Consider the following 21,263-nt stretch of genomic DNA (forward strand, 5'->3'; position numbering starts at 1 on the left):
CTACGGCAGCGACTGCTCGGCCCAGATCGTCTTGCCGCTGTCGGTCTGCCGACTGCCCCAGCGCTGGGTGAGCTGGGCGACCAGCAGCAGTCCGCGCCCGCCCTCGTCGTAGGCGTGGGCCCGGCGCAGGTGGGGGGAGGTGGAACTGCCGTCGGAGACCTCGCAGATGAGGGTGCGGTCACGGATCAGGCGGAGCTGGATGGGCGGGGCGCCGTACCGGATGGCGTTGGTGACGAGTTCACTGACGACGAGTTCGGTGACGAAGGCCGCCTCGTCCAGCCCCCACGCGGTCAGTTGGTCCGTGGCCGCCTGCCGGGTGGCCGCCACGTGTTCGGGATCCGGTGTGACGTCCCAGGTGGCGATGCGGTCCGTGCCCAGGGCCCGGGTGCGGGCCAGCAGCAGAGCCACGTCGTCGCTGGGGTCCTCCGGCAGCACGGCCTTCAGCACGCTGTCGCACAGCGCGTCGAGGCTCTCGGCGGGTGCGGTCAGCGCACGGCACAGCTCGGCGGTGGAGTGGTCGATGTCGCGGTCACGGTCCTCGATGAGGCCGTCCGTGTACAGGGCGACCAGGGACCCCTCCGGCAGCTCCACCTCCATCGCCTCGAAGGGCAGCCCGCCGACGCCGAGCGGGGGCCCGGCGTTCATCTCGAGCACCTGTGTGGTGCCGTCGGACAGGACGAGGACCGGCGGCGGATGGCCCGCGGCGGCCAGGGCGAGACGGCGCGTGACGGGGTCGTAGACGGAGTAGAGACAGGTGGCGCCGAGCTCGGCGACCTCGTCGGTGTCGTCCCCTGCGAGGTGGGTGACCAGGTCGTCGAGGTGGGTGAGGAGTTCGTCGGGCGGCAGATCCACGTCGGCGAGGGTGCGCACCGCCGTGCAGAGGCGGCCCATGGTGGCCGACGACGGGATGCCGTGTCCGACGACGTCGCCGACGACGAGGGCGACCCGGCTGCCGGAGAGCGGGATCACGTCGAACCAGTCGCCGCCGATGCCGGCCTGCGAACCGGAGGGCCGATAGCGGTGGGCCACCTCGACGGCCGCCTGTCCGGGCAGTCCCCGGGGCAGCAGGTTGTGCTGCAGGGACAGTGCGGTGGAGCGTTCGCGGGCGAAGCGGCGGGCGTTGTCGACGCAGACGGCGGCGCGGCTTGCGAGTTCCTCGGCGAACACGGCGTCGTCCTCGCCGTAGTCGTCCGACTGTCTGATGCGTACGACCACCGCGACGCCGAGCGTGGTGCCGCGGGCCCGCAGCGGCACCGCCATCATCGAGTGGGCGCCCACCCGGTGGCCCCGGCCGGCGGGGGCCCGGGCGTTGCGTTCCGAGATCCACCGCATGAACGCCGGCTCGCCCGCCTGGCTCTGGATCACCCGGCTCTCCAGGATCGCCCGGGCCGGCGGTGAGAACGGCGGGTAGTAGTCCACCTCACCGAGGTGTACGGCCGCTTCCGGGGTGCCCTCGGTGCCGGAGCCGTGGGCGACGCGGCGCAGGGCGATGTCCGTGCCGGCCAGCGCGGGCGGCTCCTCGGCGCCCAGCACCCAGTCGAACAGGTCCACGCTGGCGAAGTCGGCGAACCGGGGCACCACGACCCCGACCAGTTCCTCGGCGGTGCGCACCACGTCCAGGGTGGTGCCGATGGCGGCCGCCGCCTCGTTCAGCAGGGCCAGCCGCTGTCGCGCCCAGTACTGGTCGGAGCTGTCGAACGCGGCCAGTGCCGTTCCCATGACGGCGCCGGAAGGGTCCCGCACCGGCCACATCTGGATGCTCCAGGCATGCTCCCGGTTCAGGGCCGGCGCTCCGGTGAAGCTCTCGTAGCGGACCGGCCGGCCCGTCTCGGCGACGTGGCGCAGATGCCAGTGGAAGCCGCGGCTGTGCTTGGCGTCCTCCACGGTCTCCGGGAAGTGCCGGCCGATCAGGATGTCCTCGGGCACGCCCATCACCTGGCAGGCGACGTCGTTGAGCCGCAGATAGCGCTGCTGGGTGTCGAAGACCGACATGGACATCGACGCCTGCTGGAAGGCTCGCTCGGCCAGGGTCGGCCCGGGCCCGTCCGGAGGTTCGCCGGTGATCACGAAGCCGTCGGGTGCGCCGTCCTCGCCCAGCACGGCGTGGGCCCGCAGGACGAGGGGCACCTCCGAGCCGTCGTGGTGGCGCAGGACGACGGTGCCGGTCAGCGCGGTCACGGCCGCTGGTGGCGGTTCCTCGGCGAGCAGGTCCCGCGCGGGCCGTCCCACGACCTCCTCGGCGGTGCGGCCGGTCAGCCGCCGGGCACCCTCGCTCCACCCCTTGACCACACCCTGGGCATCGAGGATCGCCGCAGCGGAGACGCGCTCCATGTCGTCCAGCATGAGTCCTGCGCCGCACCACATCAACCGCGACGCCCGGGTGGTTACACCCGTGGCACCGCGGCGCTCGGAGCTGCCGCCGCCCCGCGTGACCGTCCGCTCACTTGCGCAGCGCGGCGAGGGCCCGGTCGGCGTGGGTGTTCATGCGCAGTTCGCTGCGGACGACCTCCAGGACCGTGCGGTCCTGCCCTATGACGAAGGTGACCCGTTTGGTGGGCGCCAGGGAGAAGCCGCGGGCCACGCCGAACCGCTCACGGACCGCCCCGTCGGCGTCGGACAGCAGGGTCATGCCGAGGGTGTGCCGGTCGGCGAACTCCTGCTGGCGTTCGACCGCGTCACCGCTGATGCCCACGGGACGGGCGCCGACGGCGGCGAACTCGGCGGCGAGATCCCGGAAGTGGCAGGCCTCCGCGGTGCAGCCCGGGGTGAGGGCGGCGGGGTAGAAGAAGAGGACCACCGGTCCCTCGGCGAGCAGCTCGGTGAGGCTGCGGCTGGTGCCGGTCTCGTCCGGCAGCGCGAAGTCCTCGACCTTGTCGCCGACCTTCAGCTGTGCGCTCATGCCCGGCCCTCCGCGTTCTTCGCGACCCCGCGGGCCCACAGGACGAGGGGGATCTGCAGCGGCAGCCGGCCGAAGGCGGCGGCCTTCTGCGGCGCGGGGCGGTGCCGCCAGTCGGCGGCCATCTTCACGTTCGCGGGGAACACACCGACGAAGAAGGCCGCCGTCGCCAGCGCGGCGGCCTTGCGGGTGCGCGGCAGCGCCAGACCGGCCGCCAGCGCGAGTTCGGCGGCGCCACTGGCGTACGTCCAGGTGCGGGGCGCGCCCGGCAGGACGCTGGGCACGGTCTCGTCGAAGCGGCGGGGGGCGGCGAAGTGGGCGACGCCGGCGGTGGCCAGCAGGCCGGCGAGCAGCAGGGGCGAGCGTTGGGACCGGGGCACGGATCCTCCTTGGATGTCCTGCCGCCGGATGCTACCGGAGGGTAGGTCGCCGCCCGTCACCCGCACCGGCCGGTCACCCGCCCTGCTGCGCGCGGCGGTTGTGGGTTCCTGGCGTGTATCCGAAGGAGCGGCGGAAGACGTCGATGAAGGCGCTGGCGGAAGACCAGCCGCAGCGGTGGGCGACGGTCGTGACGGGCGTGTCCTCGGCGAGCAGACGCAGCGCGTGATACAGGCGCGACTGGGTGCGCCACTGCGGGAAGGTCATCCCGAACTCGTGACGGAAGAGCCGGCTGAGGGTGCGCTCGCCCGCTCCGGTCGCGGTGCCGAGGGCGGCGAGGGTGCGGGAGTCCGCCGGGTCGGCGTGGACCAGCGCGCAGACCGCGGCCAGGCGCGGATCCTTGGGGGTGGGCAGGCGCAGGGGCTGCTGGGGCGAGGCCCGCAACTGGTCGCGCAGGACGGCGAGCAGACGGCGGCGCTCGGGGCTGTCGTCGTCGGGGTCGTGGGTGTAGGCGAGGATCAGCTCGCGCAGGAGCGGGCCGACGGCCAGGACGGTGGGGGCGGCCAGCCCGAGCGAAGCGAGATGGGGGTACCGCCGGACGGAGTCTGGGGGAGGGTTGTCGTCGGCGGGCAGGCCGACCAGGTGCAGGTCGAGGTGGCCGTGGGCGCGATGCGCGTGCACGGTGCCCGCGGGGACCCAGATGGCGCGGTTGCCGGGGGCGAACCAGGTGCCGGCGTCGGTGGTGACGGCGAGGACGCCGGAGCCTGCGTAGACGATCTGGTGGTCGTCGTGCCGGTGCGCGTCGATGCGTTCCCCGGCGGCGAGGACCTGGGCGCGGGTCGGCGCGGTCGGTGTGTGACGAATGCTCGTGTGGCGGGTGTTCGTGTGGCGGGTGTTCGACACAGTTAGGCAGGATATCGAAAGCGGGCCGGCCCCGGGGCGCGCGACGATCGCAGCGTGTCCACGAAACGCAACCGCGCCATCACCCTGCTGTCCCTGGGCCACGCCTGTGTCGACGTGTACCAGGGTGCCGTGGCGGCCCTCGTCCCGTATTTCGTTTCCGAGCGCGCCTACGGCTATGCCGCCGCCTCGGGTGTCGTGCTGGCCGCGTCGTTGTTGTCGTCGGTGGTGCAGCCGCTGTTCGGGGCGCTCACCGACCGGTGGGCGATGCCGTGGCTGCTGCCGCTCAGCGCGCTGACGGGCGGTGCCGGGGTCGCACTGAGCGGGGTCATGGGTTCCTACGCGCTCACGCTCGCGGTGGTGGCCGTGTCGGGGATCGGCGTCGCCTCGTATCACCCAGAGGCCGCCCGCGCGGCCCGCGCCGCCGCGCACGGCAGCCATACGGCGATGGGCTGGTTCTCCCTCGGCGGCAACGTCGGCTTCGCCCTCGCGCCACTGCTGGTCGCGTCGGTGGTCGCCACCGGCGGCCTGGGCGCCTCTCCCCTACTGATCGTCCCGGCCGTCGTGGGGGCGGCCCTGTGCGTGGCGGCCGTGCGCTCGGCCGCGCGCCGGGGCGGGGCCGCCGACCTGGGCGAGGTCGCCGGCGCCGACGACTGGAGGTCGTTCCTGCGGCTGTCCGGCGCCGTCGCGTGCCGGTCGATCGTGTTCGTCGGGCTGAGCGCGTTCGTCTCGCTGTACGTCCGCCAGCGGACCGGCAGCGGGGTCGTGGCCGGCACGGTCGCGCTGTGCGTGCTGTACGTCGGCGGCGCGGTGGGCACGGTGGCCGGGGGACGGCTCGCCGACCGGTACGGGCGGCTGGCGGTCGTACGCCAGGCGTATGTCATGACGGTGCTCGCGCTGGCCGGTGTGGTCCTCGTGCCCGGGCCGACGGTGTATCTGTTCGTCGCGCTGACGTCGGCCGGTCTGTACGTCCCGTTCTCCCTGCACATCACGCTCGGCCAGGACTATCTGCCCCGGCGCGTGGGGACGGCGAGCGGTGTGACGCTCGGACTGACCGTGAGTGTGGGCGGTCTCGCCGCCCCGGTGATCGGTGCGCTGGCCGACGCCACGTCCCTGCGGACGGCGCTGCTGCCGCTGATCGCCCTCCCGGTGCTGGGCCGACTGCTGCTGTGCGGGCTGCGGGAGCCGACGGCGTCCGGACGGGCGGCCCAGGCTCCCGGCACATCGGGTGATCGCCCTCGCGCGGCATCGGCGTGAGGCGCGCGGGGCCTGTCCGACACCTCGCCGTCCGCCGCCCGGAGGGCGGGCGCCCTGCGGCTTCATAGGCCCCGCAAGGATGTCCGAGTGTGCGACGTGTGCCAGGCATCGCGGGCGGGCGGACGGGAATGCGTCAGACCAGCCCCAGTGAACCCGTCAGGCGGTCCCGGCCGGTGCCGCCTGCTGTGGTTCGCTGTCGTCGTCGATGGCATGGGCGAGGAAGTCGTCGACCATGCGGTGGAAGAGCGTGGCCAGCTGACGCAGTTCCTCCGGTGTCCAGTCCTCCAGGGCGAGCTGCATACCTCGGGCGCCCGCGTCACGGACCCGGACGATGGCCTGTCGGCCGGCCTCGGTGAGCTCGATCCGCTGGGCACGGCGATCCTGCGGGTCGGGGACGCGGGTGACGTACCCGGACTTCTGCAGCTGCTGCACCGTGCGCGTGACGTGCGAGGCCTCCACACCGAGCCGGTTGGCCAGTTCCCCGGGGCGCAGCGAGTCGGAGTCGGCGACCTGGCGCAGCAGCGCCACGGCGGCCCGGTCCAGCGGTACACCGGCCAGGGCCATCAGCCGCTCGTGCTGCCGGGCCCGCGTGCTCAAGTAGGTGATGCGGGTGAGCGCGCGCTCTATATCGACCACTTCGGGGGACGCGGGGGTGTCGGGGAGTTCGGGGAGCGGTGGTGTGGACATGGTCACCACTTTACCATCTTGTTGCGTAACTCAATTAATTCAGACGGCCCCTGCCCGCCGCTCCCGCCGCAGCAGCCAGGCCAGGTACGCACCCCCCGCCACACCGGTCACCACGCCCACGGGCAGCAGAGCCGAACCGGTCACCCGCTGCGTCGCCAGGTCCGCGGCGGACACCAGGAGCGCTCCCGTCCATGCCGCCGGAAGGACGTTGGGGCCGGCCGCCCTGGTGACCCGGCGGGCCAGCTGGGGTGCGGCCATGGCCACGAACGGGATCGGGCCTACGGCGGCGACCGCCATGGCCGTGAGCCCTGTTCCGGCGCACAGCAGTGCCAGGCGGCTCCGCTCGGGCGGGACACCGAGCGCGGCGGCCGAGTCGTCTCCCATTTCGAGCACGGTCAGGCGCCTGGCGTACCCGAGGACGAACGGGACCAGCACCACGAGGCCGAGCGCGGCGATGCGGACGTCGCCCCAGTCGCGGGCGTTGAGCGACCCGATCATCCAGCTCGCCGCCTGGGCCGCCTTGCCGAGGTCGGCGCGTACGTACAGGAAGCTGGTGGCCGAGCCGAGCACCGCGGAGGCACCGATGCCGACGAGGACGAGCCGGTAGCCGTGCACGCCCTGCCGCCAGGCCAGCAGGTACACCCCTGCGGCGGTGGCGAAGCCGCCGCACACCGCCCCGATCGCGGTCTGGGCGTCCCCCGCGTCGAAGAGGATGATCGCGACGAGGGCGCCCGCACTGGCGCCGTTGCCGAAGCCGGTGATGTCGGGGCTGCCGAGCGGGTTGCGGGTCAGGGACTGGAACACCGCGCCCGCCATGCCCAGTCCGAAGCCGGCCAGGACGGCCACGAGGGCCCGGGGCAGCCGCAGGTCGAGCACGACGAACTCGGCGCCGGGCGGGCCGTTCCCGGCGAGGGTGCGCACGACTTCCGGCGGGGACAGTTCGTAGGTTCCGGTGCCGATGGCGAGCACCATGGCGCATGCGGCCAGTGCGGCGATCACGGTGCAGACCAGCACCGTGCGTGGGTCGTAGCGCAGGGACCAGCGGCCGGTGCGCAGCAGGCCGTGTCGCAGTGCCGGTCCCGTGCTCCGGGTGAGCGTCACAGGTGGGCCGCCTTCCGCTGTCGCACCAGATGGATGAAGACGAACCCGCCGAGGAACGCGGTGACCGTGCCGACCTCGATCTCCGACGGCGGTACGACGACCCGCCCGACGACGTCGGAGACGAGCAGCAGGACCGGCGCGTACAGCGCGCAGAGGGGGAAGAGGCGGCGCGGGTCGGGGCCGCAGAACGCGCGGGCGGCGTGCGGGATCATCAGGCCGACGAAGCCGATCGGCCCGCACACGGCGGTCGCTCCGCCGCACAGCAGCGTGATGGCGAGGACCGACAGCAGGCGGGTGCGCCGGATGTGGGTGCCCAGGGCGCGGGCGTGGTCCTCGCCGAGAGCGACGGCGCCGAGCGGGCGGGCCAGGGCCAGGGCGAGGAGGGCGCCGGCCGCGAGCAGCGGCGCCACGGTGAGCAGTAGCGCGGGGTCCCGTTTGGCGAGGGTGCCGACCGCCCAGTACCGCATCTCGTCGAGGGTGTTGAGGTTCCACAGCTGCAGGCCGTTGACGTAGCCGAACAGGGCCGCGTTGACGGCGGTTCCGGCGAGGGCCAGGCGGACCGGTGTGGCGAGGCGTCCGCCGCCCAGGGCGCTGACGGCGGTGGCCGCGAGGGCGGCGCCGGCGAGGGCGAACCACAGGTAGCCCGTGAAGGACGTGATGCCCAGCACGCTGATCGCGGTGACGACGGCGGCGGACGCGCCCGCGTTCACGCCGAGCAGCCCGGGGTCGGCGAGCGGATTGCGGGTCAGGGTCTGCATGACGGCGCCCCCGAGGCCGAGCGCCGAGCCGACGGCGGCCCCGATGAGGGTGCGCGGCAGTCGGAGGTCCCGCACGATCGCGTCGTTCTCGGTGCCCGTGGGGGCCACCAGCGCCGACCAGACCTGGTCGAGCGGAATCCGCTGGGTACCGACGGCGAGCGACAGTGCGGCCGCCGCCACCAGCAGGATCAGCCCGAGCGACAGGCCCGCGGACCAGACGGATGCGGGTGTCCGGATTCTCTCTGTGCCGTCGGCCCGGCTCGGCCGCTTCCGGCTCGACGGGGGACTCATTCCCAGGAACATGTGCTTAGCTTAGGCTAACCTAACTTCAGTTGTTGACGATTTCGTTGACGACTCAACTGCGCATGCCGGTCACCGGAGATGCACGTCCGGTTCGCCCACCACCGGCGACGAGAAGAGGAGCGATGCCCGTCCTGGAAACCCCACAGCGGCAAGCCGAACCCGCTGACCCCGGTGTCCGCCCGGTCCGCATGACCGGCCCGCGCCTCGCCCGCCTCGTGGACGGCCTGGCCTCGGCCGACGAAGCTCGACGCACGGCTCTGACAGCCGAGTTCTGGAGCGAGGTGGAGCGCCTCGGTGCCCCGCTCGTCGAGGAACTGGAGGGCGAACCGGATCACCGCGCCGTCACCTTCCTGTGGCGCGGGCACCGCGCGACCCGGCAGGTCATGCTGCTGGCCAACCGCATCATCGACCGCGACCGTCTCGCCGGCTCCCTGCTGGAGCACGTGCCCGGTACGGACGTATGGCATCTGGGTCTTCGGCTACGGGCCGACCACCGCGGTTCCTACCGGCTGGCCGCCGACATCTCGCCCAAGGAGCCGCCCGCCGACCCGGACGGCCTCCAGCAGCGGCTGCGCTCCCTCTCCGCGCACGCCGCGCCCGATCCGCTCAACCGCCGCTCCGTGCCGACCCGTTGGAGCCCGGTGCCGAGCTCGGTCTTCGCCTTGCCGCAGGCTCCGGCGCAGCCCTGGATCGGGCGGCGCGGGAGTGTTCCGGCGGGGCGGGTGGAGCGCCATCGGGTGGCATCAGCCGCGCTCGGCGGCGACCGTGGCACGTGGGTCTATCTGCCGCCGGGGCACCACCCGGCCGTCGACTCGCCGCTGCCCGTCCTGGCGTTGTGCGACGGCGACATGTGGTTCGGCCGACTCGGGTTCCAGCACACGCTCGACGCGCTGATCGCCGACGGGGCGCTGTCACCGCTCACCGTGGTGGCGCCGGACGCCGTGGACCGGCACACCCGGTCGCGTGAACTCGGCGCCCGCGAGGAGTTCGTGTCGTTCCTCGCGGACGAGTTGCTGCCCTGGGCGGCGGGGCGCTGGTCGCTGGACACCGACCCGCGGCGGACCGTGGTCGCGGGGCAGAGCCTGGGCGCGATGACCGCGCTGTACGCCGGTTACCTACGGCCCGACCGGTTCGGCACCGTGCTCGCGCAGTCGGCCTCGCTGTGGTGGCGGCCCGGCCTGCCGCCCCGCAGCGGGCCCAAACCCCTGGCCTTCGGCGCCCCTTGGCTCGTCACCCGCTTCGCCGCCGCCGAGCCGCGCCCCGTCACGGTCCGGCTGGACGTCGGACTGCACGAGGGCTCGATGGTCGAGCACAGCCGCGCCCTGTACGAGGTGCTGCGCGCGGCGGGCTACCGGGTCACCTACGGCGAGTTCAACGGCGGCCACGACTACGTCTGTTGGCACGGTGCGCTGGCCGACGGGCTGGTGCGCGTGCTGGGCGCCTGAGACCGGCTTCTCTCCAAGCCCTTCCCTCTTTCAAGTCCCCCTTTTCAAGGAGCTGTTCCTCCATGTCCTCTGCAGGTGCCTCTCGCAGGGCGGTCCTTACCTCCGCAGCCGCCTTCGTGACCGGAGCGCTGCTCCTGGCCGGCTGCGGCAACGACGACGGGAGCGACGCCACCTCCGCCGCCAAGGAGTCGAGCACGCGCCGGATCACCGACGCCACCGGGCGCGAGGTGCAGGTGCCGTCGGCGCCGCGGAAGGTCGTCACACTGAGCGAGCCGACGCTGGACGCGGCGCTCGCCCTCGGCGTCGAACCCGTCGGTGCCACCGCGGGCCGCGGTCAGCAGGGCGTGTCCTCGTATCTGGCGGTCAAGGCGGAGAAGGCCGAGGTCGTGGCGACCGTCGCCGAGGCCGACATGGAGAAGGTGGCCTCCCTCCGGCCCGACCTGATCCTGCTCGACGAGACGACCGCGGCGAAGAAGGAGGTGGCCAAGCTCCAGGCGATAGCGCCGACCGTGGTCACCGCCAAGCTCAACGAGGACTGGAAGAAGGCGTTCACCGCCACGGCCGACGCGCTCAACAAGAAGGCGCAGGCCGAGAAGGTCCTCACGGACTTCGACACCGATGTCGCCGCGACGAAGAAGAAGCTGGGTGAGAACGCCGGCGCCGTGCTGAGTGTGGTGCGCTGGCAGAACGGGGCTCCGTCCGTGGTGGGCAAGGGAGTCGGCCATGTCGGCTCCACGATCTCCGCCCTGGGTCTGGCCCGGCCGAAGGACCAGCAGGACGCCGGTACCGGGCACAGCGAGCCGGTCAGCCTGGAGAAGCTGTCCACCATCGACGGCGACTGGCTGTTCTTCGGCGCCCTCGGTGACCGGGCCGCCGGTGAGAAGGCGTACGCCGAGGCGAGGAAGGTGGCCAACTTCGGCCGGCTGAAGGCCGAGGAGGACGGACACGTCGTCGTCATCGACGGGTCCGCCTGGAACAGCGCGGGCGGCCCGCTCGCGGCACGGGTCGTGCTCGACGACCTCACCAGGGCGCTCGCCCCGTGAGCGCCGGGCTGGCCGGCCGCCTCGCCCTCGTGACCGGCGCGGGCCGGGGCATCGGCGCGGCGGTGGCCGCCGCGCTCGTCGAGCAGGGCGCCCGGGTCCTCGCCACCGACCTGACGCCGGGCGGTGTCGAGGCGCTGGCCGCCGAGCACGGGCACGGCGACCAGGTCACCGCCCGCACCCTGGACGTCACCGACGCCGCGGCCGTGGAGGCCCTGGTCGACGACACCGAGCGCACCCTCGGCCCGCTCGACATCGCCGTCAACGTCGCGGGAGTCCTGCGCGGTTCCCACGTGGTGGACCTCACCGACGAGGACTGGGCGGCCACCTTCGCGGTCAACGCCGACGGCGTCTTCCACGTCTCGCGCGCGGTCGCCCGCCGGATGGCCGAGCGCGGCCACGGCAGCATCGTCACCGTCGCCTCGAACGCGGCCGGCATCCCCCGCTCGGGCATGGCCGCCTACGCCGCCTCGAAAGCCGCCGCCGTCATGTTCACCAAGTGCCTGGGCCTGGAGGTGGCCGCGAGCGGCGTGCGCTGCAACACGGTCTCCCCCGGCTCCACCCTCACCGACATGCAGCGCGCCCTGTGGACGGCCGACGACGAGACGACCGCCGCCCGACGCGTCATCGAGGGCGACCCGGCCACGTACCGCACGGGCATTCCGCTCGGCCGGATCGCCGATCCCGCCGACATCGCCGAAGCGGTCGTGTTCCTGGCCTCGGACCGGGCCCGCCACATCACCATGCACGACCTGTACGTCGACGGGGGCGCCACCCTGCGGGCCTGACCGGCCGCTCGCCGCCCCTCCCCTCGTGCCGTCCCCCCACCGGAGCACTGGAGACACCCATGTCCATCACCGTGCACGCACCCGCCGCCCCGCCGGTCTCCCCCGGCGCGGCGACCTCCCTCCTCGACGCCTACCGCCCCGCCACCGACCGGTTCCTGGCCACGCCCCACCGCACTCTGCTGGGCCGCGGCACCAGCGCCGAAATACCCCACGACAGCGGCCCGTTGACGCATCGGGTGCGGGAGGTTCTCGACGCGCTACGGCGTCCGGGCGCCCCGGCGCCGGTCGTCGTCGGCTCGCTGCCCTTCGCCCCGGACGCGCCGCCCGCGCTGGCGGTCCCCGACATGGTGCACTGGACGCCGCCGCTGCGCGAGGACCCGCTCATCGCGCTGCCCCTCCCCCACGACGAGGCCCGGACCGACTGGCGGGTCACGGAGGTACCGGCGCCCGAGCGGTACGGCGCGGCCGTCGCCGCCGCCGTCGAACGCATGCGGGCCGGGGAGTTCGCCAAGGTCGTCCTCGCCCGCACCCTGGAGCTGACCTCCGCGCGGGAGCCCGACCTCGCCGCGATGCTGCGCCGCCTCGCCCACCGCGACCCGGCCGGCTACACCTTCGCCGTGCCCAGCGGTCCGGGCCGCACCCTGATCGGCGCCAGCCCCGAACTCCTCGTCGCCCGGCAGGGCGGCCGCCTCACCGCCAACCCGCTGGCCGGGTCCGCGCCGCGCAGCACCGACCTCGCCGAGGACGTGCGCCGGGCGGTGGCGCTGCTGGAGTCCCCGAAGGACCTGCACGAGCACGCCGTGGTCGTGGATGCCGTACGCGAGGCGCTGGCGCCCTACTGCGCCCGGCTGGAGGCGCCCGAGCGGCCCACGCTGGTGCGGACGGCTGCGATGTGGCACCTGTCCACCACCGTCACCGGGGAGTTGGCCGACCCGGGCACGACCGCGCTGGACCTTGCGTCCGCGCTGCACCCCACCCCGGCGGTGTGCGGCACCCCGACCGACGTCGCGCGCGCCGTCATCGCCGCGGCGGAGCCCTTCGACCGGGGCCCGTACACGGGCATGGTCGGCTGGCAGGACGCGGACGGCGACGGCGAGTGGGTCGTGACGATCCGCTGCGCCGAGGCCGAGGGGCGGGCGCTCAGGCTGTTCGCGGGCGCCGGAGTGGTCGCCGAGTCCTCACCGGAGGCCGAGACGGCGGAGACCGCCGCCAAGTTCCGTACGTTCCTGCACGCGGTGGGGGCCGCGCTGTGACCGTCACCCCGGGCGTGGACGCGCCCACCTGGCCCGAGGAGTTCGCCGCGCGCTACCGGGCGGCGGGCCACTGGAGAGGCGAGACGTTCGGCGGCATGCTGCGCGAGCGCGCCGCCGCCCACCCCGACCGCGTCGCGCTGGTCGACCCCGCCCCCGAGCGCCGTACCTGGACGTACGGCGAACTCGACGAGCGCGCCGACCGGCTGGCCGCCGGGTTCGCGGCCCGCGGTATCGGCAAGGGCGACCGGGTCGTCGTCCAACTCCCCAACATCGGGGAGTTCGTGGAGGTCGTCTTCGCGCTGTTCCGCATCGGCGCGCTGCCCGTGTACGCGCTGCCCGCGCACCGCGACACGGAGATCGGCTACTTCTGCTCCTTCACCGAGGCGGTCGCGTACGTCGTGCCGGACGTGCACGCCGGCTATGACCACCGCGACCTCGCCGCGCGGCTGCGCAAGGAGACGCCGGGCCTGAGGCACGTCTTCGTGGTGGGCGAGCCGGGCGAGCACACGGCGCTGTCCGAGGTGCCGTGCGATCCGGCGGGGCCGTTCGAGGGGCCAGAGCCGCACGAGCTGGCGTTCCTCCAGCTGTCGGGCGGCACGACGGGGGTGCCCAAGCTGATCCCGCGCACCCACGACGACTACCTGTACTCGCTGTGGGGCTCCAACGAGATCTGCGGAGTCGACGCGCACACCCGGTTCCTCGTCGCGCTGCCCGCCGCGCACAACTTCCCGATGAGCTCGCCCGGTTGGCTGGGTGTGATGTACGCCGGGGGCACGGTGGTGCTGTGTCCGAGGCCCGATCCGGCGACGGCGTTCCCGCTGGTCGAGCGCGAGCGGATCACCATCACGGCGCTCGTTCCGCCGCTCGCCCTGGTGTGGACCGAGGCGGGCACGACGACGCCGTACGACCTGTCGAGCCTCACGCTGGCGCTGGTCGGCGGTGCCAAGTACAGCGAGGAGGCGGCGCGGCGGCTGCAGCCCGCGCTGGGGTGCCGGCTGATGCAGGTGTTCGGGATGGCCGAGGGGCTGGTGAACTACACGCGGCTGGACGACGACGTCGACACCGTCGTCACCACGCAGGGCCGGCCGGTCTCCCCGGACGACGAGATCCGGATCGTCGACGATGGCGGTGACGACGTCCCCGAAGGCGAGCCCGGGCACCTGCTGACCCGGGGGCCGTACACGATCCGCGGCTACTGGCGGGCGCCCGAGCACAACGCGCGCGCCTTCACCGAGGACGGCTTCTACCGCACCGGCGACCTGGTGCGCCGCACCCCGACCGGCCATCTGGTCGTGGTGGGGCGGGCCAAGGACCAGATCAACCGGGGCGGCGAGAAGATCGCGCCGGAGGAGATCGAGAACATCATCCTCGCCCATCCGTCCGTCCACGACGTGTCGGTGGTCGCGGTGCCCGACGCGTACCTCGGGGAACGCTCCCTGGCCTACGTCGTCCTGCGCACGGGCGCCGAGCCGCTGAGGCCGGTCGCCGTCAAACGGTTCGTGCGCGAGCGCGGGGTCGCCGCCCACAAGGTCCCCGACCTCGTCGAGTTCGTCGACGCCTTCCCGCAGACCGGCGTCGGCAAGGTCAGCAAGAAGCAGCTGCGGTCCACCGCCGAGCAGTCCTGAGCGTTCCGAAAGGCCCCTGTTCCCATGGCACTTCCCGCCATACCCTCCTATCCGCTCCCCGCCGCCGACGAGCTGCCCGCGAACCGCGTGTCGTGGACCGTGGATCCGGCACGCGCCGTGCTGCTCGTCCATGACCTCCAGCACCACTTCCTGTCCGTCTTCCCGGCCGGCGCCCAGCCCCTGACCGGCATGCTCGGCAACACCGCCCGACTGCTGAAGCGGGCCCGTCGGCTCGGTGTGCCGGTCGTCTACTCGGCCCAGCGTGGCGGGCAGACGCCCGAGGAGCGGGGGCTCCAGCTGGACTTCTGGGGGCCCGGCGCCACGGACGACCCCGAGGCGCTCGGCATGCCCGGGCCGGTGGCCCCCGAGCCCGGGGACACGCTGCTCACCAAGTGGAAGTACAGCGCCTTCGCGCGCACCGAACTCGACGCGCTGCTGCGGGAGTCGGGCCGGGACCAGCTGGTGATCGTGGGCGTGTACGCGCACATCGGTGTCCTGATGACCGCCGCCGACGCGTGGAGCCGGGACATCCAGGCGTTCGTCGTGGCCGACGCCGTCGCCGACTTCTCCCGCGAGGACCACGAGATGGCCCTGCGCTGGGCCGCCGGCCGCTGTGCGGTCGTGACCACCACCGACGCGCTCTTCAAGGAGTTCTGAGCCATGGCCCTGACGCTGGAACAGATCCGCAACGACGTCGCCGACTGCCTCGGCGAGGACCCCGCCGACATTCCGGTCGACGAGAACCTCGTCGACCACGGCCTGGACTCGGTGCGCATCATGGCGCTGCTGGAGCGCTGGCGCCGCGCGCACGACGTGGAGGCGGACTTCGCGGACCTCGCCGAGCAGCCGGCCATCCAGGCCTGGGCGTCGCGGCTGGGGGTGGCATGACCGTCACGCTCGCGCCGGACACCGTGCTGCCGTTGACGGCGGCGCAGTCGGGGATGTGGTTCGCGCAGGCCCTCGATCCGCTCAGCCCCGCCCAGAACACCGCCGAGTGCCTGGAGATCGACGGGCCCCTCGATCCGGCCCTGTTCGCCGCTGCCCTGCGCCAGGTCAGCGAGGAGGCGCAGGCGCTGCGCGTGGTCGTCGAGGACACCCCCGACGGGCCACGCCAACACCTGTGTACCGCCGTTGAGTTGCCGCTCACCGTGCGGGAGCACTGCAGCGAGGAGCAGGCGGAGGCGTGGATGCGCGCCGACCTGGCCGAGCCCGTCGACCTGGCGGCCGGGCCGCTCTTCCGGCACGCCCTGTTCCGCGTCGGCGAGGAGCGCTGGCTGTGGTACCAGCGCATCCATCACCTCGTCATGGACGGCTTCGGCTACTCGCTGCTCGTGCGACGCACCGCCCAGGTGTACTCGGCACTGGCCCGCGGCGAGGAGCCGCCGCCCCGCGCCTTCGGCCGGCTGGCCGACCTCGTCGAGGACGACGCCGTCTACCGTGCCTCGCCCGCCTTCGCCGCGGACCGCGCCCACTGGCGGGAGGCGTTCGCCGACCGCCCGGAGGCACCCCGGCTGGCGGGCCGCGGCGCGCTGCCCTCGCGGACGTTCCTGCGCCGTACGGCCCACCTGGCGCCGGCGGCCACCGAGCGACTGCGCGAACTCGCCACCCGGCTGCGGGCCACCTGGCCCGACGTGCTGATCGCCGCCCAGGCCCTGTACACCTCCCGCGCCATCGACCGGTCCGACGTGGTGCTGGGCCTGCCGATGATGGGCCGCATGGGCTCGGTGGCCCTGCGTGTGCCCGGCATGGTCATGAACGTGCTGCCGCTGCGGCTGACGGCCGCACCGGAGGCGAGCTTCGCGGAGCTGGTGCGCCAGGTGGTACTCGGCATCCGCGAGGTGCGCCGCCACCAGCGCTACCGGTACGAGGACATCCGCCGCGACCTCGGTCTGCTCGGTGAACTGCGGGGCCTGGTGGGCCCGTTGGTCAATGTCATGCCGTTCGACTACGGCGTCGACTTCGCGGGCGCGCCGGCCCGGGCCCGGAACCTGTCCGCGGGCCCTGTCGACGACCTGACGGTCAACGTGTACGACCGCGCCGACGGCCGCGGCCTGCGCATCGACCACGACGGCAATCCCGCCCTGTACGACGACTCCGAACTGGCCGCGCACCAGGAACGGTTCGTGCGGCTGCTGGAGCGGCTGGCGCAGACCGACCCGCAGCTGCCGCTCGCCGTCCACGGCATCGCGACCCCGGACGAACGGGCCCTGGTCCTCCATGAGTTCAACCGCACGGATCGCGCCCTGCCGCCGACCACCCTGATCGGCCCGATCGAATCGCGCGCCGCACGGACCCCGCACGCCCCGGCGCTGATCCACGGGGACACGACACTCACGTACGCCGCACTCAACACGCGGGCCAACCAGTTGGCCCACCACCTGAGGTCGCTGGGAGCCGGGCCGGGAGCGCTGGTGGCGGTCTCCGTGCCGCGCTCGACGGAGCTGGTGGTCACGCTGCTGGCGGTACTGAAGGCGGGTGCCGCGTATCTGCCGCTGGACCCGGACTACCCGGCGCAGCGGCTGGCGTACATGCTCCAGGACGCGGCGCCGGTGTGTGCGGTCACCGACCGTGCGGGCCGTCTCCCTCAGGACACCGGGACGCCGCTGGTCGTGCTGGACGGGCTGGATGTGTCGGCGTGTCCCTGGGTGAATCCGGGGCGGGCGCTGACGCCCGCCCATCCCGCCTACGTCATCTACACGTCGGGTTCCACGGGCCGCCCGAAGGGCGTCGTCGTCCCGCACGGGGCGATCGACAACCGGCTGCGGTGGATGCAGCACGAGTACCGGCTGACGGCCGGGGACCGGGTGCTGCAGAAGACGCCGTCGTCGTTCGACGTGTCGGTGTGGGAGTTCTTCTGGCCGCTGCGCGAGGGGGCGGCGCTGGTCGTCGCCGAGCCGGGCGGTCACAAGGACCCCGCCTATCTGGCCCGGCTGATCCGTGAACAGGCGGTCACCACCTGCCACTTCGTGCCGTCGATGCTCCAGGTCTTCCTGGCGGAGCCGCACGCGGCCGGGTGCGGCGGCCCCCTGCGCCAGGTGTTCTGCAGCGGTGAGGCGCTGCCCCGTGAGACCGCGAAGGCCTTCGCCCGCACGCTGCCGGGCGTCGAGCTGCACAACCTCTACGGACCGACCGAGGCCGCCGTCGACGTCAGCCACCACGCCTGCGATCCGGCGGACTCGGGACCGGTGCCGATCGGGCGGCCGGTGTGGAACACCCGGCTGTACGTCCTCGACGCGGCTCTGCAGCCCTGCCCGCCCGGTGTGCCGGGCGAACTGTATCTGGCGGGCGTGCAGTTGGCCGACGGTTATCTGAACCGTGCCGAGCTGACGGCGACCCGGTTCGTGGCCGACCCTTTCGGTCCGGCGGGCACCCGCATGTACCGGACGGGTGACCTGGCCCGCTGGACGCAGTGGGGCGAGGTCGAGTACCTGGGCCGGACCGACCACCAGGTGAAGCTGCGCGGCCAGCGCATCGAACTCGGGGAGATCGAGGCGGCGTTGGCAGCGCAGCCGGGCGTCGACGGTGCCTGCGCGCTGGTGCTGGAGGACCGGCTCGTCGGCTATGTGACGGGCGGCGCGGACCCCGCCGCCGTACGTGCCGCCGTGACGCGCGAACTGCCGGAGCACATGGTCCCGGCGGCGGTCGTCGCGCTCGACGCGTTCCCGCTGAGTCCCAACGGCAAGCTGGACCGCCGTGAGCTGCCCGCCCCGGTCTTCGCCGGCGGCGAGGGCGCCCGGCGCCCGGCCACCGCGCGCGAGGAAGCCCTGACGTTGCTGTTCGCGCAGGTGCTCGGCGTCGAGCAGGTCGGTCCCGACGACGCGTTCTTCGACCTGGGCGGCACCTCGCTGCTCGCGGTGCGGCTGGTGGCGCGCGTGCGGGAGGAGTTCGGTGTCGAGCTGACCATCGGCTCGCTCTTCGAGGCGCCGACACCGGCCGCGCTGGCCACCCGGCTTCAGGCCACGGGACCCGCGTCGGGGGACGCGCTCGACGTCGTCCTGCCGCTGCGCGCCGAGGGAGACCGGCCGCCCCTGTTCGCCGTCCACCCGGCGGGCGGTATCGCCTGGTGCTACGCGGGGCTGTCCGCGCGGCTCGGTCCCGGGCAGCCGGTGTACGGCATCCAGGCGCGCGGCCTGGTCGGTGACGAGCCGCTGCCGCGCACCCTCCAGGAGGAGGCCGAGGACTACGTCCGGCAGATCCGCGAGGTCCGCCCGCACGGGCCGTACCGGCTGCTGGGCTGGTCGGTCGGCGGGGTCCTCGCGCACACCGTGGCCGTCCTGCTCCAGGACGCCGGGGAGCCGGTCGAACTCCTCGCCCTGCTCGACGCGTTCCCGGCCGAGCAGTGGCGGGAGCGGCCCGCGCCCGAGGAGGGCGACGCGCTGACCGCGGTGCTGCGCATGGCCGGCTTCGACCGCACCCACGAGCGCACCCGCGACGACGTGCTGGCCACCCTGCGCCGCGCGGGCAGCCCGCTGGCGGGCCTGTCCGAGCACACCCTCGCCCGGATCGTCGACATCGTGCCGAACCACGCCCGCCTGATGCGCGAGCACCACCACCGCCGCTTCGAGGGCGACGTGCTGTTCTTCACGGCCGCCGCCCCGCGCCCCGAGGACTGGCTCACCCGCCGGGCCTGGCACCCGCACGTCGGCGGCGCGATCGAGAACCACGACCTGGACTGCACCCATCCGCAGCTCCTGCGGGACCGGCACCTCGACGAGATCGCGGCCCACATCACCGCCCGGCTGAAGGAGTTCGACGCATGACGCGGCAGCCTGCGCCTACCGGCTGGGAGGTCCGCTGCGGACCGGCCCCGCACGAGGCGTGCGTGCGCCGGGTGGAGGGGGACCGGGAATGACGACGGCCATCGCTCCCCAGGTGCTTGTGCGCGGGCCGGGGCTGTGCCCGCGGGACCTGTCGCGCGGACCGCTGCTGTGGCTCGTGCGGGGCCCGGGCGCGGATGCCGCGCTGGACATCTCCCTGCTGGAGGAGGGGGAACAGCGGCGGGCGGCGGCGTTGCGGAAGCCGGCCGAGCGTGCGCTGTATGTGGCGTCGCACAGCGCCCTGCGCCGGCTGCTGAGCGCGTACACGGGCGTACCGGCGGCCTCGGTGCGGCTGGCCCGGCTGCCCTGCCCGGGCTGCGGCGACCCGCACGGCCGCCCCGCCATGGCCGGCCCCGCCGGGGCCGGGGTGCACTTCTCGGTCTCGCACTCGGGCGGGCTGGCCCTGCTGGGCCTCGCCACCGAGCCGGTCGGGGTCGACGTCGAGCGGGTCCCCGGGGCGCGGCTCGCCGAGGAGGCCTCCCGGGGTCTGCATCCGTCGGAGCAACGGCAGTTGACGGGGATGCCCCCGGCGGTCCGGGCCGGTGCCTTCGCGCGCTGCTGGACCCGCAAGGAGGCGTACTTCAAGGCGACGGGTGAGGGTCTGTCCCTGAGGGCCCTGCGGGAGGTCCATGTCGGGGCCGGACACGCCCCGGCGCAGCTTCCGGGGTGGAGGTTCGCCGATGTCGACGTCCCGGTCGGCTGGGCCGCGGCCTGTGTGGTCAGCGCCCCAACAGGGCCACGAGGCCGTCGGCCAGTTCCGTGCGCCAGCAGAGGTAGTCATGGCCGCCGTTGAACTCCCGGTAGGAGGAGTCGTGATAGCCGGCGGCGGCGAGCGTGTCGCGCAGACGGCGGGCCGCGGGCAGGGCCACCCACTCCTGCTCGCCGAAGGAGAGCCTGAAACGCACCGGGCGCCGTGGCGTCTCGGCGATGACCCGGGTCAGCCACTCCGCTTCCGGTCCGACGGGCCACCAGAACGAGCCCGACTGGACGAGGGCGTTGCCGAAGCGGTGCGGTGCCGAGACGACGGCGTAGGCGGCGGTGAGTCCGCCGAGGCTCTGGCCCGCGATGACGGTGCGCGCCGGGTCTTCGGTCACCGGCAGTTGTCCGGCCGCCCAGGGCAACAGCTCGTCCGTGAGGAAGGCGACGTACTCGGGGCGGCAGGACAGCTCCGCCCAGCGGGTGGCCTCGTCCACGGCCTCGGGCAGCACGGCGGTGACGGGCGGGATACGGCCGTCGGCGATGAGGTTGTCGAGGAGGTTCGAGAGGCCGAGCCGCGGCTGCCAGTGCTCGCCGTCGAGCAGGACGAGGACGGGCAATTCCCTCGCCGGGACGGGCGGTCGGTAGAGCCAGACACGCCGGTGCCCGACTTCGTGCCGGGTGACGGTGCCCTGCTCGACACCCGGTCGCGGGAGCCAGTCCCCCGCGTCCGGCGCGGCGGGCAGCTCGGCGTACGGGACCGGCCCGCCGTCCCAACGATGCGGCAGGGATCGGGAGTTGAACGGGTCCTGGCGACGACGGGTGCGCTGCCACTGCCAGCGCTCGGGGGTTCCCGGATCGGGGCCGTCGCCCTCGTCGACGTAGAGGTCGTACGACCCGCGCCAGTCATGACGCAGGCGGAGTGTCCAGTGCCAGACGTCCGTGCCGGGGGCGCGCTCCATGAGGTTGCCCTCGGGGTCGCGCGGGTCGCCGAGTTTGTTCGGCACGACCTGCACGGCCCGGGTGGCCGGGGTGCCGCGCCACAGGAACGTGACGGTCCGGTGATCGGCGCCGCCCTGCGGGTCCGGGCCCACGAGCGGAGTGCCGCGGCGCCGGACGTCGGCCCAGAACTCCTCGACGCCGCCCGGGCCGGGAAGTGCCGTCGCCGGCGTGCTCAGGCGGGGCACCGGGTGAGGGCGCGCCAAGCGGGGCGGGTGGTGCGGGGCCTGCGCGGGCGGCGGGGGCAGGGGCATACGGGCGGGCTCCGGACGGCTGGACGATTCCTTCACTTAGGTCACCCTAACCTCGCCCGCCCCCTT

The 21,263-nt window shown here is 73.7% G+C and carries 19 protein-coding genes; 11 read left to right on the forward strand and 8 right to left on the reverse strand.

The genetic code is table 11. The annotated features are described in order from the left end of the window. The 4 genes from BLU79_RS37185 to BLU79_RS37200 all read right to left on the reverse strand — a co-directional run bounded on the left by BLU79_RS37185 (position 1) and on the right by BLU79_RS37200 (position 4,177). Positions 1-2,331 (reverse strand): SpoIIE family protein phosphatase, encoded by a 2,331-nt coding sequence (locus BLU79_RS37185; RefSeq protein WP_093910457.1) that lies wholly within the window; start codon positions 2,329-2,331, stop codon positions 1-3. A gap of 109 nt (positions 2,332-2,440) precedes the next feature. Beyond that, positions 2,441-2,899, reverse strand: coding sequence for a peroxiredoxin (locus BLU79_RS37190; RefSeq protein ID WP_093910411.1), 459 nt, complete (start codon positions 2,897-2,899; stop codon positions 2,441-2,443). Beyond that, positions 2,896-3,276 (reverse strand): DoxX family protein, encoded by a 381-nt coding sequence (locus BLU79_RS37195; RefSeq protein ID WP_093910412.1) that lies wholly within the window; start codon positions 3,274-3,276, stop codon positions 2,896-2,898. Before BLU79_RS37195 ends, BLU79_RS37190 begins: the two co-directional genes overlap by 4 nt. A gap of 73 nt (positions 3,277-3,349) precedes the next feature. Continuing rightward, positions 3,350-4,177 (reverse strand): AraC family transcriptional regulator, encoded by an 828-nt coding sequence (locus BLU79_RS37200; RefSeq protein ID WP_256333607.1) that lies wholly within the window; start codon positions 4,175-4,177, stop codon positions 3,350-3,352. 54 nt (positions 4,178-4,231) lie between these two features. Between BLU79_RS37200 and BLU79_RS37205 the strand changes: the two genes are divergently transcribed. After that, the gene (locus tag BLU79_RS37205; protein WP_093910413.1) at positions 4,232-5,431 is read left to right on the forward strand and encodes an MFS transporter; all 1,200 of its coding nucleotides are present in this window, start codon (positions 4,232-4,234) and stop codon (positions 5,429-5,431) included. A 156-nt stretch (positions 5,432-5,587) separates the two neighbouring features. Here the strand turns inward: BLU79_RS37205 and BLU79_RS37210 are convergent, their stop codons facing one another. From BLU79_RS37210 to BLU79_RS37220, 3 genes are read right to left on the reverse strand one after another with little or no spacing between them, the layout of a single operon-like run. Continuing rightward, on the reverse strand, positions 5,588-6,118 hold the full coding sequence (locus BLU79_RS37210) for a MarR family winged helix-turn-helix transcriptional regulator (RefSeq protein WP_093910459.1): 531 nt from the start codon (positions 6,116-6,118) through the stop codon (positions 5,588-5,590). A 39-nt stretch (positions 6,119-6,157) separates the two neighbouring features. Beyond that, positions 6,158-7,219 (reverse strand): FecCD family ABC transporter permease, encoded by a 1,062-nt coding sequence (locus BLU79_RS37215; RefSeq protein WP_256333608.1) that lies wholly within the window; start codon positions 7,217-7,219, stop codon positions 6,158-6,160. Beyond that, entirely contained in the window at positions 7,216-8,268 is a 1,053-nt protein-coding gene (locus tag BLU79_RS37220) for a FecCD family ABC transporter permease (RefSeq protein ID WP_093910461.1), read from the reverse strand. The genes BLU79_RS37215 and BLU79_RS37220 overlap by 4 nt, the downstream gene beginning before the upstream one ends. A gap of 134 nt (positions 8,269-8,402) precedes the next feature. On the opposite strand from BLU79_RS37220, the gene fes (BLU79_RS37225) reads away from it, so the two are divergent. From fes (BLU79_RS37225) to BLU79_RS37265, 10 genes are all read left to right on the forward strand, one after another. Next, positions 8,403-9,725, forward strand: a complete 1,323-nt coding sequence (fes, locus tag BLU79_RS37225; protein ID WP_093910414.1) for an enterochelin esterase — start codon at positions 8,403-8,405, stop codon at positions 9,723-9,725. Positions 9,726-9,787: 62 nt separating this feature from the next. Further along, positions 9,788-10,768, forward strand: coding sequence for an ABC transporter substrate-binding protein (locus tag BLU79_RS37230; RefSeq protein ID WP_093910415.1), 981 nt, complete (start codon positions 9,788-9,790; stop codon positions 10,766-10,768). Next, on the forward strand, positions 10,765-11,553 hold the full coding sequence (locus tag BLU79_RS37235) for a 2,3-dihydro-2,3-dihydroxybenzoate dehydrogenase (protein ID WP_093910416.1): 789 nt from the start codon (positions 10,765-10,767) through the stop codon (positions 11,551-11,553). Before BLU79_RS37230 ends, BLU79_RS37235 begins: the two co-directional genes overlap by 4 nt. 59 nt (positions 11,554-11,612) lie before the next feature. Further along, complete coding sequence (locus BLU79_RS37240) at positions 11,613-12,806, forward strand: isochorismate synthase (protein WP_093910417.1); 1,194 nt, start codon at positions 11,613-11,615, stop codon at positions 12,804-12,806. Next, the gene (locus BLU79_RS37245; RefSeq protein WP_093910418.1) at positions 12,803-14,431 is read left to right on the forward strand and encodes a (2,3-dihydroxybenzoyl)adenylate synthase; all 1,629 of its coding nucleotides are present in this window, start codon (positions 12,803-12,805) and stop codon (positions 14,429-14,431) included. The genes BLU79_RS37240 and BLU79_RS37245 overlap by 4 nt, the downstream gene beginning before the upstream one ends. Positions 14,432-14,455: 24 nt before the next feature. Continuing rightward, complete coding sequence (locus BLU79_RS37250; protein WP_093910419.1) at positions 14,456-15,088, forward strand: isochorismatase family protein; 633 nt, start codon at positions 14,456-14,458, stop codon at positions 15,086-15,088. Positions 15,089-15,091: 3 nt separating this feature from the next. Beyond that, positions 15,092-15,319: a phosphopantetheine-binding protein gene (locus tag BLU79_RS37255; protein WP_093910420.1), complete on the forward strand. Its 228-nt coding sequence runs from the start codon at positions 15,092-15,094 to the stop codon at positions 15,317-15,319. Then, positions 15,316-19,191, forward strand: a complete 3,876-nt coding sequence (locus BLU79_RS37260; protein ID WP_093910421.1) for a non-ribosomal peptide synthetase — start codon at positions 15,316-15,318, stop codon at positions 19,189-19,191. The genes BLU79_RS37255 and BLU79_RS37260 overlap by 4 nt, the downstream gene beginning before the upstream one ends. Next, positions 19,188-19,283, forward strand: coding sequence for an MbtH family NRPS accessory protein (locus BLU79_RS47910; protein ID WP_143052549.1), 96 nt, complete (start codon positions 19,188-19,190; stop codon positions 19,281-19,283). The genes BLU79_RS37260 and BLU79_RS47910 overlap by 4 nt, the downstream gene beginning before the upstream one ends. Next, on the forward strand, positions 19,280-20,041 hold the full coding sequence (locus BLU79_RS37265) for a 4'-phosphopantetheinyl transferase family protein (protein ID WP_093910422.1): 762 nt from the start codon (positions 19,280-19,282) through the stop codon (positions 20,039-20,041). The genes BLU79_RS47910 and BLU79_RS37265 overlap by 4 nt, the downstream gene beginning before the upstream one ends. On the opposite strand, the gene fes (BLU79_RS37270) is transcribed toward BLU79_RS37265, so the two are convergent. Continuing rightward, on the reverse strand, positions 19,968-21,197 hold the full coding sequence (gene fes / locus BLU79_RS37270) for an enterochelin esterase (RefSeq protein ID WP_093910423.1): 1,230 nt from the start codon (positions 21,195-21,197) through the stop codon (positions 19,968-19,970). The genes BLU79_RS37265 and fes (BLU79_RS37270) overlap by 74 nt on opposite strands. Positions 21,198-21,263: the final 66 nt, after the last annotated feature.

Source organism: Streptomyces sp. cf386 (assembly GCF_900103585.1).
GTDB lineage: Bacteria > Actinomycetota > Actinomycetes > Streptomycetales > Streptomycetaceae > Streptomyces.

Excerpts from the sequence above, each read along its gene's own strand:
- BLU79_RS37185 (WP_093910457.1), bottom strand. The coding sequence starts at position 2,331 with ATGGAGCGCGTCTCCGCTGCGGCGATCCTCGATGCCCAGGGTGTGGTC.
- BLU79_RS37190 (WP_093910411.1), bottom strand. The coding sequence starts at position 2,899 with ATGAGCGCACAGCTGAAGGTCGGCGACAAGGTCGAGGACTTCGCGCTG.
- BLU79_RS37210 (WP_093910459.1), bottom strand. The coding sequence starts at position 6,118 with ATGTCCACACCACCGCTCCCCGAACTCCCCGACACCCCCGCGTCCCCC.
- BLU79_RS37220 (WP_093910461.1), bottom strand. The coding sequence starts at position 8,268 with ATGAGTCCCCCGTCGAGCCGGAAGCGGCCGAGCCGGGCCGACGGCACA.
- fes (WP_093910414.1), top strand. The coding sequence starts at position 8,403 with ATGCCCGTCCTGGAAACCCCACAGCGGCAAGCCGAACCCGCTGACCCC.
- BLU79_RS37230 (WP_093910415.1), top strand. The coding sequence starts at position 9,788 with ATGTCCTCTGCAGGTGCCTCTCGCAGGGCGGTCCTTACCTCCGCAGCC.
- BLU79_RS37240 (WP_093910417.1), top strand. The coding sequence starts at position 11,613 with ATGTCCATCACCGTGCACGCACCCGCCGCCCCGCCGGTCTCCCCCGGC.
- BLU79_RS37250 (WP_093910419.1), top strand. The coding sequence starts at position 14,456 with ATGGCACTTCCCGCCATACCCTCCTATCCGCTCCCCGCCGCCGACGAG.
- BLU79_RS37255 (WP_093910420.1), top strand. The coding sequence starts at position 15,092 with ATGGCCCTGACGCTGGAACAGATCCGCAACGACGTCGCCGACTGCCTC.
- BLU79_RS37260 (WP_093910421.1), top strand. The coding sequence starts at position 15,316 with ATGACCGTCACGCTCGCGCCGGACACCGTGCTGCCGTTGACGGCGGCG.
- BLU79_RS47910 (WP_143052549.1), top strand. The coding sequence starts at position 19,188 with ATGACGCGGCAGCCTGCGCCTACCGGCTGGGAGGTCCGCTGCGGACCG.
- BLU79_RS37265 (WP_093910422.1), top strand. The coding sequence starts at position 19,280 with ATGACGACGGCCATCGCTCCCCAGGTGCTTGTGCGCGGGCCGGGGCTG.
- fes (WP_093910423.1), bottom strand. The coding sequence starts at position 21,197 with ATGCCCCTGCCCCCGCCGCCCGCGCAGGCCCCGCACCACCCGCCCCGC.